Source organism: Corynebacterium sp. UMB10321 (genome assembly GCF_030228725.1).
Taxonomy (GTDB): Bacteria; Actinomycetota; Actinomycetes; order Mycobacteriales; family Mycobacteriaceae; genus Corynebacterium; species Corynebacterium pseudogenitalium.
This window is the reverse complement of sequence record NZ_JASOZC010000011.1, coordinates 38,150-51,007: the sequence shown is the minus strand read 5'-3', so window position 1 is coordinate 51,007 and position 12,858 is coordinate 38,150. Positions and strand designations below refer to the sequence as shown.

General features: G+C 63.9%; 13 protein-coding genes. 12 read left to right on the top strand and 1 reads right to left on the bottom strand.

Going from position 1 to position 12,858, the window contains the following annotated elements:
- The first annotated feature begins 21 nt into the window (after positions 1-21).
- The 11 genes from hrcA (at position 22) to QP752_RS09720 (ending at position 10,938) form a co-directional block, all read left to right on the top strand.
- Positions 22-1,038: a heat-inducible transcriptional repressor HrcA gene (gene hrcA, locus QP752_RS09770; protein ID WP_284805387.1), complete on the top strand. Its 1,017-nt coding sequence runs from the start codon at positions 22-24 to the stop codon at positions 1,036-1,038.
- Positions 1,039-1,066: 28 nt separating this feature from the next.
- The gene (gene dnaJ, locus QP752_RS09765) at positions 1,067-2,194 is read left to right on the top strand and encodes a molecular chaperone DnaJ (RefSeq protein WP_284805386.1); all 1,128 of its coding nucleotides are present in this window, start codon (positions 1,067-1,069) and stop codon (positions 2,192-2,194) included.
- Positions 2,195-2,914 (top strand): 16S rRNA (uracil(1498)-N(3))-methyltransferase, encoded by a 720-nt coding sequence (locus QP752_RS09760; RefSeq protein WP_070362085.1) that lies wholly within the window; start codon positions 2,195-2,197, stop codon positions 2,912-2,914.
- 11 nt (positions 2,915-2,925) lie between these two features.
- Positions 2,926-3,930, top strand: coding sequence for a PhoH family protein (locus QP752_RS09755; RefSeq protein ID WP_256000950.1), 1,005 nt, complete (start codon positions 2,926-2,928; stop codon positions 3,928-3,930).
- Entirely contained in the window at positions 3,927-4,493 is a 567-nt protein-coding gene (gene ybeY, locus QP752_RS09750; protein ID WP_070478011.1) for an rRNA maturation RNase YbeY, read from the top strand. The genes QP752_RS09755 and ybeY overlap by 4 nt, the downstream gene beginning before the upstream one ends.
- Positions 4,494-5,834: a hemolysin family protein gene (locus tag QP752_RS09745; RefSeq protein WP_284805385.1), complete on the top strand. Its 1,341-nt coding sequence runs from the start codon at positions 4,494-4,496 to the stop codon at positions 5,832-5,834.
- A 25-nt stretch (positions 5,835-5,859) separates the two neighbouring features.
- A complete protein-coding gene (gene pdxY, locus QP752_RS09740; protein ID WP_070362089.1) occupies positions 5,860-6,711 on the top strand; it encodes a pyridoxal kinase PdxY in 852 nt (283 codons plus the stop codon).
- A 316-nt stretch (positions 6,712-7,027) separates the two neighbouring features.
- Positions 7,028-7,942 (top strand): DUF559 domain-containing protein, encoded by a 915-nt coding sequence (locus tag QP752_RS09735; protein WP_284805384.1) that lies wholly within the window; start codon positions 7,028-7,030, stop codon positions 7,940-7,942.
- Positions 7,943-8,469: 527 nt separating this feature from the next.
- A complete protein-coding gene (gene era, locus QP752_RS09730) occupies positions 8,470-9,462 on the top strand; it encodes a GTPase Era (protein WP_284805383.1) in 993 nt (330 codons plus the stop codon).
- The gene (recO, locus tag QP752_RS09725; RefSeq protein WP_284805382.1) at positions 9,452-10,189 is read left to right on the top strand and encodes a DNA repair protein RecO; all 738 of its coding nucleotides are present in this window, start codon (positions 9,452-9,454) and stop codon (positions 10,187-10,189) included. Before era ends, recO begins: the two co-directional genes overlap by 11 nt.
- An 8-nt stretch (positions 10,190-10,197) precedes the next feature.
- Positions 10,198-10,938, top strand: coding sequence for an isoprenyl transferase (locus tag QP752_RS09720; protein ID WP_240492792.1), 741 nt, complete (start codon positions 10,198-10,200; stop codon positions 10,936-10,938).
- Here QP752_RS09720 and QP752_RS09715 read toward each other — a convergent pair.
- On the bottom strand, positions 10,935-11,351 hold the full coding sequence (locus tag QP752_RS09715; RefSeq protein WP_070975320.1) for a Fur family transcriptional regulator: 417 nt from the start codon (positions 11,349-11,351) through the stop codon (positions 10,935-10,937). The two genes, QP752_RS09720 and QP752_RS09715, sit on opposite strands and share 4 nt — an antisense overlap.
- Positions 11,352-11,465: 114 nt before the next feature.
- Here QP752_RS09715 and QP752_RS09710 point away from each other — a divergent pair, with 114 nt between their 5' ends.
- Positions 11,466-12,848: a glycine--tRNA ligase gene (locus tag QP752_RS09710; RefSeq protein WP_256005347.1), complete on the top strand. Its 1,383-nt coding sequence runs from the start codon at positions 11,466-11,468 to the stop codon at positions 12,846-12,848.
- Positions 12,849-12,858 lie beyond the last annotated feature (10 nt).

Here is a 12,858-nt window from a genome sequence, read left to right as displayed (position 1 = left end):
AGTCGACGAAGGAGAGTGCTAATGAGTGCAGCGAATGATCGCAGACAGCGGGTGCTGCGCGCAATCGTCGCCGACTATATTGCGCGGCAGGAACCCGTCGGATCGAAGATGCTGGTGGAGCGCCACGGGCTGAAGGTCAGCTCGGCGACCATCCGCAACGACATGAGCGTGCTGGAGCGCGAGGGCTACATCACGCAGACGCACGCCTCTTCGGGGCGCATCCCGACCGAGGCCGGGTACCGCGCGTTTGTCGACGCCCTCCACGACGTCAAGCCGCTTTCCACCGCGGAGCGCCACGCCATTTTGGACTTCCTTGAGCACGGCGTGGACATGGAGGACGTGCTGCGCCGCAGCGTGCAGCTGCTGGCCCAGCTGACGAACCAGGCGGCGGTGGTGCAGCTGCCGACGCTGAACGTGTCTCGCGTGAAGCACTGCGAGGTGGTGGCGCTGGCCCCAACGCGGCTGCTGCTCGTGCTGATCACGGATACCGGGCGCGTGGACCAGCGCAACGTGGAGCTCGCCGCGCCGCTAGGTACCGACGGGGTGTTCCTGCTGCGGGACCTGCTCAATACGGTGCTGGTGGGCAAGACGATGCGTGATGCCTCCGCCGCGCTGAAGATGCTGCACGCGCAGGCGCCGCCGGTCATCGCGGATGCGGTGGAGCGGGCGACGGCGGTGCTCATCGAGACGCTGGTGGAGACCACGACCGACCGGCTGCTCATCGCGGGCGCCGGGAACTTGAGCGTGAACCAGATGGTGGATCTGCACAGCGTGATTGAGGCGCTGGAGCAGCAGGTGATCGTGCTGAAGCTGTTGGCGAACGCGCAGCAGCTGGAGCACGTCTCGGTCAGTATTGGCAACGAGAATGAGGAAAAGGAATTTTCTCAGGCCTCCATTGTTAGTACTGCATATGGAGCTGGCGACGAGGCGCTCGGCGGCCTTGGGGTGGTCGGTCCGACACATATGGACTATCCGGGTACCATGCAAAAGGTTGCCACCGTGGCTCAGTACATCAGTCGCATTTTGCGGGGCGAATAACTTCGAAGTGTTGAAAGGGAACTAACTAGTGGCTCGTGATTATTACGGCATCCTCGGCGTTGACCGAGAGGCGACCGAGCAGGAAATCAAGAGGGCGTACCGGAAGCTCGCCCGCAAGTACCACCCGGATGTGAACCCGTCTGATGAGGCGGCTGAGAAGTTCGCCGAGATCTCGCTGGCGCAGGAGGTGCTGCTGGACCCAGCGAAGCGCAGCATCGTGGATCGCGGCGGCGACCCGATGGAGCAAGGCGGCATGGGCGGCGCCGGTGGCGGTGGCTTCGGGGGCTTCGGCGACATTTTCGACGCCTTCTTCGGCGGCGGGCGCAGCCACGAGCCGCGCTCGCGCGTCCAGCCGGGCAACGACGCCCTGCTGCGCACCCAGATCACCCTGGAGGACGCCTATGCGGGCGTGACCAAGGAGGTCACCGTGGATACCGCGGTGCTGTGCCAGAAGTGCCACGGCACCGGCTCCGAGTCTGAGGCGAAGGCCGTGCAGTGTGACTACTGCGCGGGCCAGGGCGTGGTGCAGGAAGTGCAGCAGTCCTTCCTGGGCAACGTGATGACCACGCACGACTGCCCGAAGTGCCACGGCTACGGCGAAGTGATCCAGGATCCGTGCCGCCAGTGCGCCGGCGACGGTCGGGTGCGCGCCACCCGCGACCTGAAGGTAAAGATCCCGGCGGGTATCGCCAACGGGATGCGCATCCGCATGGCGGGGCAGGGCGAGGTCGGCCACGGTGGCGGCCCCGCCGGCGACCTCTACGTGGAGGTGCAGACCGCGCCGCACTCGACGTTCGTGCGCGACGGCAACGACTTGCACCTGCGCCTGAACGTGCCGATGTACGACGCCGCGCTGGGCACCAGCATCGATGTCGAAAACCTTGCCGGTGACACGACCACCATCGAGATCCCGGCCGGCACCCAGCCCGGCGACGAGGTCCGCCTCGAGGGCGAGGGCATGCCACGCCTGCGCGCCGAGGGCCACGGCGACATGATCGCCCACATCCAGGTCGTCGTGCCGACGCACTTGAGTGGCGAGGAGCGCCGCAGCCTCGAGCAGCTTCGCGACGCCCGCGGCGACGCCACCGGCGTCCACCACGACGACGAGCGCGACGAAGGCTTCTTCTCCCGCATGCGCGACAGGTTCCGCCGCTAAATGAGCGTTCCGTACTTCCTCACCCCGAACCCCGCCAGCGGCACCCTCGACGGCGACGAGGCGAAGCACGCCTTCGTCAAACGCATCGAGCCCGGTGAGCGCATCGCGCTGACCGACGGCGCCGGCACCGTCGCGGACGTCATTGTCCGCCACAGCGACAAGCAGCAGCTGCGCGGCGACGTCACTGAGGTACGCACCGTGCCCGCGCCCGAGCAGCGCGTCACCCTGGTGCAGGCAGTGCCGAAGTCGGAACGCGCGGAGCTCGCCGTCGACCTCGCCGTGCAAGGAGGTGTCGACGCCATCGTCCCCTGGATCTCGCACCGCACCATCGCGCGCTGGCCCGCCGCCAAGCAGGCCAAGCAGGTGGAGAAGTGGCAGCACCAGGCGATCGCGTCCGCGAAGCAGGCGCGCCGGGCCTGGGTGCCGCAGGTCGCAGATCCGGTGACCACGAACCAGCTGAAGGACCTGCTTGCCGAGGTGGGCGAAGGGGGCGTCGAAAAGCAGGCGTTGGTGCTTCACGAAGACGCGGCCGTGCCGCTAACCACCGTCGAGTTCGGGCGGGACATCTGGCTCATCGTGGGGCCGGAAGGCGGCATCGGCGAGGATGAGCTCGAGCTCATCGGCGCCCGCGCTGTCACCCTCGGGCCGGAAGTGTTACGCACCGCCAGCGCCGGTTTTGCTGCACTATGCGCAATCGGCGCGCTGACGACGCGCTGGTAGGGTTAGGCGACATGGAACCTTTGGTCACGCGCAACATTGAGCTTGACTCTGTATACACCCAGGACGTGCTCGGTATTAATGACACGAACCTGCGGGTGCTCAACCAACACCTCGGCGCCGACGTGCACGCGCGCGGCAACGCGGTGACCGTGCGGGGCCCGGCCGTGATGGTCGCGCACGCGCTGCGGGTGCTCGACGAGCTCGAGTCGATGGCGCGACGCGGCGTCCCCATTACCGCGGATACCGTCACGCACGCGATTTCGCTGATGGAGGTGGAGTCGCCGGAGTCGGTGGCGGAGCTGCTCGGCGCGGAGATCATCTCGCGCCGAGGCAAGGTCATCCGTCCGAAGACGGCAGGCCAGCGGGCCTACGTCGACGCGATCGACGACAACACCATCACGTTCGGCATCGGGCCTGCGGGCTCCGGCAAGACGTACCTGGCCGTGGCGAAGGCCGTACAAGCACTGCACAATAAAGAGGTCAAGCGCATCATTTTGACCCGCCCCGCCGTCGAGGCAGGGGAGAAGCTCGGCTTCCTGCCGGGCACCCTGAGCGACAAGATCGACCCTTACCTGCGCCCGCTCTACGACGCGCTGCGCGACATGATGGACCCGGAAGCCATCCCGAAGCTCATCGAGGCCGGCATCATTGAGGTCGCCCCGCTGGCGTACATGCGCGGGCGCACACTCTCGGACGCGTTCGTCATCCTCGACGAGGCCCAGAACACCTCTGGCTCCCAGATGAAGATGTTCCTCACCCGCTTGGGCTTCGGCTCGAAGATGGTGGTCACTGGCGATATTTCCCAGGTTGACCTTCCACGAGGCACGGTCTCCGGCCTGCGCGTCGCCCGCCGCATCCTCGGCGACATCGAGGGCATTTCCTTCCAGGACCTGCGCGCAGAAGACGTCGTGCGCCACCACCTGATCTCCCGGATCGTCGCGGCCTACGACGAGCACGACGCGCGCAACGCCGCACGCTACGAACGAAAACAACGCGAAGAAGAGGCAAGACAGTGAGTATTGAAGTCCTCAACGAATCGGGGGAGGCGGACGTCAACGAGGAAATGCTCGTCGATGTCTGCTCCTTCGCCCTGCAAGCCATGGATGTGCACCCAGACACGGAGGCAACCATCACGCTTGTCGACGAAGCCACCATGGCTGACCTCCACGTCCGGTGGATGGATCTGGAAGGGCCCACGGACGTCATGAGCTTCCCGATGGACGAGCTCACCCCAGGCGGCGGACGCCCGGACGCGTCCCCGTTCGGCGCGGCGATGCTCGGCGACATCATCCTGTGCCCGGCCTTCGACCGCAAGCAGGCGGAGATGGCAGGCCACGACCTCGGCCACGAGCTCGCCCTGCTCACCGTCCACGGCGTGTTGCACCTGCTCGGCTACGACCACGTCATGCCGGACGAGGAACGCGAGATGTTCTCGCTGCAAAACGAGCTGCTCGCGGACTGGTACGACTCGCTGGCGGCACGCGGCATCGAGTACCAGCCCAAGCCGACCGGCGCCCATGCATTTCCCTCAGCCGCCGACCGCGAGGAGCTCGATCGCATGATGAAGGGCCGCGACTAAATGGAGTTCACCGTTGCCTACGGCCTCGTCGCTGTGCTCGCGCTGCTGCTTTCCGGCCTGTTCGGATCGGTCGAATCGGCGCTGACCCCGATTTCGCGCGCCCGCGTAGAAACCATGGTCAAGGACGACGTCTCCGGTGCCAAGGCGCTCTCCCGAGTTGTCGACGCCCGCGCCAACCAAATCAACATGCTGGTTATGCTGCGCACCGTCCTCGACGCCGTTGCAGCCGTCTTCGCCGCCATGCTGGCGATGGATCTGATCCCCTCCGACGCGTGGGCGATCATCGCCGCCGTCGCGTCGGTGACACTGTTGCAGTTCAGCATCATCGGCGTATTTGCGCGCACCGCGGGGCGCCGCAACCCCTACACGATCTCGCTGAAGGCCGCGCCGTGGCTGATCATTGTCAACCGGGTCCTCGGTCCAGTTTCGCGCCTGCTTATCTGGGTGGGCAACCTGTTCCACCCCGGCGAGGACTTCCGCGACGGCCCGTACTCCACCGAAGTCGAGCTGCGCGAGATGGTCGACATCGCCCAGGAGAAAGGCGTGGTGGAAACCACCGAGGGGCGCATGATCCAAAACATCTTCGACCTCGCCTCCACCCACGCCCGCCAAATCATGGTGCCGCGCCCCGAAATGATTTGGATTGAAGGGGAGAAGACGGCCCGCCAGGCAACCACGCTGATGGTGCGCTCCGGACATTCCCGCGTGCCCGTGATCGGGGAGAACGTCGATGAGATTGTGGGCGTCGCATACTTGAAGGACATGTTCGGGCCCAGCGGTACCCCGGTCGCACCGGACACCGTGCTGTCCACCCTGATGCGCGAGCCGCTGTTCATCCCGGACTCCAAGCCGCTCGACGTGCTGCTGCAAGACATGCAGCGGGTGAACACGCACATCGCCATCGTGATCGACGAGTTCGGCAACGTCGCCGGCCTGCTCACGATGGAGGACCTCCTGGAGGAAATCGTCGGCGAAATCACCGACGAATACGACGACGACGAAGACGCCCCAATCGAGTTCGTCGCCGCGCGCACCCTGCGCGCCCAGGCACGCCTGCCTCTCGACGACCTCGTCGACTTCCTCGCCGACAACCTCGACTACGAGCTCGCCTTCGAGGAGGACGTCACCGACTCCGTCGACACCGTGGCAGGCCTGCTGTCCTACGAGCTGGGCCGCGTGCCGCTGCCGGGGTCCGCCATCGTCCACGACGGCCTACGCTATACCGCGGAAGGCGGCCGCGACCGGCGCGGACGCATTAAGACCCGTAGCGTGCTCATCGAGGTCCCCGAACCCGCCGAAGCACCCATGGAAGATTCAGACGGGGGTTCTGAAGACAAGTAGCCGTCAGGTTTGTACGCTTATCCCCATGAGCAATATCTTGTCGATCCAGTCCGCCGTCTCCTACGGCCACGTAGGCAACTCCGCCGCAGTCTTCCCACTGCAGCGCATCGGCCACGAAGTGTGGCCCGTCTACACCGTCAACTACTCCAACCACACCGGGTACGGCTCCTGGAAAGGCCCAATGATCCCAGCCACGGAGGTTGCGGCCATCATCGACGGCATCGAGGAGCGCGGGGCCCTCCCGCGTGTCGACGCCATCCTCTCCGGCTACCAAGGCGGCGACGACATCGCCGACGTCATCATCGACACCGTCGCCCGCGTCAAAGCCGTCAACCCCGACGCCATCTACGCCTGCGACCCAGTCATGGGCAGCGCCAAATCCGGCTGCTTCGTCTCCGACAACATCCCGCCCCTCCTACGCGACCGCGTCGTCCCCGTCGCCGACCTCATCACCCCCAACCAGTTCGAACTCGGCTACCTCGTAGAACAAGACGTCACCGACCTGGACTCCACCCTCTGCGCCGTCGATGCCGCCCGCGAGATGGGCCCCTCCACCGTCCTCGTCACCTCCGTCGAACGCGCCGACGCCCCCGCCGACACCATCGAAATGATCGCCGTCGACGACCACGGCAAGTGGATCGTGCGCACCCCACGCCTGCCATTCAAGCGCAACGGCTCCGGCGACGTCACCGCAGCCCTCTTCACCGGCCACTACCTGCGCGGCGGCAACGCCGCCGACGCCTTGGCCAAGACTGCCAGCTCCGTCTACGACCTGCTCAAGCGCACCTACGACGCCGACTCCGCCGAGCTCCTACTCGTCGAGTCCCAGGACGCCTACGCCAACCCTCAGCTGCAGTTCGAGGTCGAGGCGCTGTAGCCTTTGGCGCCGGCTGTTCCGCCTGCGTTTTCGCGCTCTTTTCGCGCCGTTTTCGTGCCTTTTCGCGCCCGTTTTGCTCAAAGCGTGCGCTTAGAAGCGTGCGATGCAGGTCGCGTGTTTTCACCCTGCCGGGCCGATTCTCGGCGACCAGCGTCGCACTCCTTTAACACCTCCACCGGAACGTTTTCGAGGTGGTATTTGAGGCGTTTTCGAGGCAGCGCTCGCGGCCAGGTCGGGTGCCCCCGGATGCACACCATGGTGTGCAAAGCCGAAAAACCCTGGCGCCGGTGACCACATACCTGCCACAATGAGGCGCATGGATACGGGGGACTGGAAAACACGGTTGCGCTCAGAGTTCGTTGACGTTCGGAGCTGCGTGAATGTGAGTAGAGAGGTGCGGGAGCGCTTGGACTCTGGCGAGTTAGTGAGGTTGTCGTCGGGGGTGGCGGTGCCGGCGTCGATAATTGAGGAGGTCCCGCAGTACCAGCGTGACTGGGCGCGGAGCTTCGCTGTCGGTGCGGTTGCGCAGACTGCGGTGGTGACGGGCCGGGCGGCCGCGCACCTCCTGGGGATGTGGACGGTCAATCAGCCGATGCCACAGGTCTCGATGCTGACGCACAACCCGCCGCCGAAGCCGACTCGGCAGTCGGATGTACGCTACGTGCGGTCGCGGTTTCGGCCGGATGAGGTGGTGCAAGGCCAGCATCTGAGCACAACAACTCCGTACCGGACCTTTTTGGAGATTGCCCGCGAGGCAGGGTTCAAGCACGCACTCGTAGCCGCGGACTGGCTGCTCTATTCGCGCACGCTCATCGCGCCACAGCTGCAGTATTTAATGCGCACGACTCCCCGGTTTCATGGGATTGGGGCAGCTCGGAAGGCTGTTCAGTATGCGGTGCTCGGTCCGGAGTCTGCGCCGGAGTCCTATACCAGAGCAGTGCTATTAGACGCGGGCTTCAGGAATGTGTTGTCCAACGTATGGATAGACTCGACGCGCTACCGTGTAGACCTTCTCGTGGAAAACGCACTGATCATCGAAATCGATGGGAACATGAAGTACATTGGCCCCGACGTGGATACGGCAGATGTGCTGCTGAAGGAGAAGCGCCGCGCCGATACTCTGCGCAATCTCGGCTATGAGCTGATCCGTTTTTCTCCCCACGATGTGGAAAGCAACCCCGCCTCCTTCTTATCGACGGTCCACTCCGCCCTGAACCGCGCCCGCCGGTAGCTCGCGTCCGTTTCGTTCCACGTTTCGCTCTGGTTTTTGCCACGTGTTTCGCGCCCGTTTTGCGCCGCTTTCGCAACCTGTTTCGCGCCGCTTTCGCGCTCAAATTGCGCCCGTTTTCCCGCTCATTTTGCTAAAAGCGTGCGCTTAGAAGCGTGCGATGCAGGTCGCGTGTTTTCACCCTGCCGGGCCGATTTTCAGCGACCAGCGTCGCACTCCTTTAACACCTCCACCGGAGTGAAAGCGGCACGAGAGTCACGCGAATTCAGATGGCAGCACGCCATTTCCGCACCGTCGTAGACACCCAGCAGCGCTACAACTTGCCTCCAGCGCACCCCAAATTGCTAAAAGCGTGCGCTTAGAAGCGTGCGATGCAGGTCGCGCTTTTTCACCCTGCCGGGCTGATTTTCAGCGACCAGCGTCGCTCACTCCTTTAACACCTCCACCGGAGCTAAAACGAAACGAAAACGGCCCGAGCTAAAACAGCGACAACACCGTACTGCCAACCGCGCAGGGTAGACTTCTGCACCATGAGCGAAAACTTCCCGGAGTTCCCAGATCTGTCCAACGCACCAGCAGACGCAAACGCGAGCACTCCCGACTACGCCGGCTTCACGCAGACCCCGGAGGGGTTTCGGTCGGGCTTTGTGAGTTTTGTGGGCAGGCCGAATACGGGCAAGTCGACGCTGATGAATGCGTTGGTGGGCGAGAAGATCGCGATTATGGCGGATCAGCCGGAGACGACGCGTCGGCCGATTCGTGGGGTGGTGAATCGGGAGGATGCGCAGGTGATTGTGGTGGATACGCCGGGGGTGCACCGGCCGCGGACGTTGTTGGGGCAGCGGCTGAATGAGATCGTGAAGGATACGTACCAGGATGTGGACGTGATTGGGTTTACGGTGCCTGCGGATGAGAAGTTGGGGCCGGGGGATCGCTACATTTTGGAGGAGATTCGGGCGGCGAAGCCGAAGACGCCGATTGTGGGCATCGTGACGAAGTTGGACAAGGTGCCGAAGGACGTGGTGGGGGAGCGTCTGCTGGAGATGCACGAGTACTTGGGTAAGGACGTGGAGTTGGTGCCGGTGTCTGCGAAGGACCGGGTGCAGCTGGACGTGCTGTTGGATGTGCTGGTGAGCAAGCTTCCGGAGGGGCCGCGGTTTTATCCGGTTGATCAGGTGACGGATGAGGGCGTCGAGGCGCGGATTGAGGAGTTGATCCGTGAGGAGGCGCTGAGTGGGCTGCGTGAGGAGCTGCCGCACTCGGTGGCGGTGCAGATTGATGAGATGCATCCGGATCCGGAGCGCCCGGATCGGATGATGATTTACGCGGTGATGTTTTTGGAGCGCCCTGGTCAGAAGCGGATTATCGAGGGGCCTGGCGGGCGTCGTTTGAGCGGGATTGTGCACCGTTCGCGGAAGCAGATTATGGAGCTTGTGGGTCAGAACGTGTACCTGGATGTGCGTTTGAAGGTGTTGAAGAATTGGCAGGAGGACCCGAAGGCGTTGGGGCGTCTTGGCTTCTAGGAGAGGTCGCGGCGCGGGGAGGCCGTCGTGGCGGGATCGCGCGTTTGTGGTGCGCACGTACGATTTCGGGGAGGCGGATCGCGTTGTTGTGTTGTTGACGCGCGATCATGGCTTGGTGCGGGGGGTGGCGAAGGGGGTGCGCAAGGCGCGGTCGCGGTTCGGGTCGCGCTTGCAGCCGTTCGTCGAGGTGGATGTGCAGGTTTATCCGGGCAGAGGCTTATCGACGATCACTAGCGCCGATACCGTCGCGTTTTATGGTCACGCGATCATTGATGACTTCGATAGGTATGCGGCGGGTTGCGCGATGTTGGAGGCTGCGGAGAAGCTGTCCTTTGACCAGGAGGATCCGGAGTTATTTGCGCTGCTACAGGAGGGCTTTGAGCGTCTGCAGTCGCCGACGCACCCGACCTTGGTGCTGGACGCGTTTTTGTTGAAGGCGGCGGCGCACGCTGGCTGGAAGATGAGCCTGTTCAACTGCGCGAACTGTCAGGCGCCGGGGCCGCATAAGGCGTTTCACGCGGGGACGGGCGGCGCGGTGTGCACGCTGTGCAGGCCGCCGGGGGCGATGGATGTGGACCCGGAGGTGCTGCATTCGATGTGGCTGTTGGAGCATGACCATGTGTGTTCGGAGGAGTTCGCGGAGCAGGTGCACCGGGCGACGTCTGCTCACCTGCAGTTTTATTTGGGGGCGGGGTTAACGAGTCTGCGGGTGATGAAGCAGGCATAATGTTTCCCATGAGCAGACCGCAGATTTCCCCGGAGTTTATTCCTCGTCATATCGCGTTGGTGATGGACGGTAACGGCAGGTGGGCGCAGGAGCGCGGCATGAAGCGCACCGAGGGCCACAAGCGCGGTGAGGCGGTGCTGCTGGACTGCGTGGATGCCTGCATTGAGATGGGGTCGGTGGAGTGGCTGTCGGCGTACGCGTTCTCGACGGAGAACTGGCGCCGCGCGGCGTCCGAGGTGCGGTTCATCATGGGCTTTTCGCGCGATGTGTTGCACCGCCAGCGCGAGGAGCTGCACGAGAAGAACGTGCGCATCGTGTGGGCGGGGCGCCGCCCGCGGCTGTGGCGCTCGGTGCTTCGCGAGCTCGAGGCCGCCGAGGAGCTCACGCAGGACAACACGGGGCTCACACTCGCGATGTGCATCAATTACGGTGGTCGCGCCGAGATTATCGACGGCGCCCGCCAGCTTGCCAAGGACGCTCGGGACGGCAAGATTGCGCCTGGGGATATTACGGAGAAGACGTTCGCGAAGTACATGTACCGCCCGGATATGCCGGACGTGGACCTGTTTTTGCGGCCGAGTGGGGAGAAGCGGACGTCGAACTTTTTGCTGTGGCAGTCAGCGTACGCGGAAATGGTCTACCAGGACAAGCTCTTCCCGGACTTCACCAAGGACGACATGTTCGACGCCGTCTACGAGTATGCGAAGCGGGACAGGAGGTTCGGAGGGGCCGTCGATAAGTTTGATTAGGCCTGGCAGTTGCTGCAGATGCCGTAGATTTCGGCCTCGTGGGCGACGAGCGTGAAGCCGTGCTCTTTGGCCGTGGCTTCGGCCCAGGACTCGACGGGGCCGCCTTCGATCTCCTCGCTGGTGCCGCACTTGACGCACACGAGGTGATGGTGGTGGTGCTCGGTGAGGCAGTGCCGGTAGAGGGTTTCGCCCTCTGGGCTTTGGATGACGTCGACGGCGCCGATTTCCGCGAGCCCCTGCAACGTGCGGTAGACGGTGGTGAGCCCGACTTGCTCGTTGCGCGCGAGTAGCGCCGCGTGGATGTCCTTGGCGGTGCTGAACTTGTCGATGGCCTGCAGCGTATCCACGACGGCCTGACGCTGGCGTGTCATGCGCGGGCCGAGTTTCCTGACGGGGTTATTCGAGCTTGGCATAGTGCGTCCCAGAGTAGCGGACGGCGCCAATGTGGTGGGGTAGATGCTAAGTGTCTGGGGGATTGGCTACACTAAGCGGGTAGTTTTTGCATCACCCATATATGAGGAGTGTTCATGTCAGCCAGCAAGATCGATACCGTTGTTAACCTTTGCAAGCGCCGTGGCCTTGTGTACCCGGCCGGTGAAATTTACGGCGGTACGCGTTCTGCATGGGACTACGGTCCGCTCGGTGTCGAGCTGAAGGAAAACATTAAGCGCCAGTGGTGGAAGCACATGGTGCAGTCCCGGAAGGATACGGTCGGCGTGGATACGTCGATTATTCTGCCGCGTCAGGTGTGGGAGGCTTCGGGCCACGTGGAGGTGTTCACGGACCCGCTGGTGGAGTCGCTGTACACCAACAAGCGCTACCGTGCGGACCACCTGCTGGAGGCCTACGAGGAGAAGCACGGCCACCCGCCAGTAAACGGCTTGGCTGACATCAAGGACCCGGAGACGGGCCAGCCGGGCAACTGGACTGAGCCGCGTGAGTTCTCGGGCCTGATGAAGACGTACCTCGGCCCGGTCGACGACAAGGAGGGCCTGCACTACATGCGCCCGGAGACGGCGCAGGGCATCTTCGTGAACTTTAAGAATGTGATGACGTCCGCGCGTCTGAAGCCGCCGTTCGGCATCGCCAACATTGGTAAGTCCTTCCGCAACGAGATCACGCCGGGCAACTTCATTTTCCGTACCCGCGAGTTTGAGCAGATGGAGATGGAGTTCTTCGTCAAGCCGGGTGAGGACGAAGAATGGCACCAGTACTGGATTGATAACCGCCTGCAGTGGTACATCGACCTGGGCGTTAACCCGGATAATCTGCGCTTGTACGAGCACCCGAAGGAGAAGCTGTCGCACTACTCGAAGCGCACTGTCGACATCGAGTACGCCTACAACTTCACCGGCTCCAAGTGGGGCGAGCTCGAGGGCATCGCGAACCGCACGGACTACGACCTGCGCACGCACTCCGAGAAGTCCGGCGAGGACCTGTCCTACTTCGACCAGGCAGCAAACGAGCGCTGGACGCCGTACTGCATCGAGCCAGCCGCTGGCCTTGGCCGTGCGATGATGGCCTTCCTTGTCGACGCCTACCATGAGGAAGAAGCCCCGAACGCCAAGGGTGGCACGGATACCCGCGTGGTGCTGAAGCTGGATCGCCGCCTGGCGCCGGTGAAGGTTGCTGTGCTGCCGCTGTCCAAGAAGTCCGAGCTTGCCGAGCCCGCTGAGGAGCTCGCCGCGAAGCTGCGCCAGCACTGGAACGTCGACTTCGATACCTCGGGCGCGATCGGCCGCCGCTACCGCCGCCAGGACGAGACCGGTACGCCGTTCTGCGTGACCTTCGACTTCGACTCGCTTGAGGATGGCGCCGTGACCGTCCGCGAGCGTGACACGATGGAGCAGGAGCGCGTCAAGATCGACGAGCTCGAGGCATACCTGGCTACCCGCCTGATCGGCTGCTAGGGGGCACTCG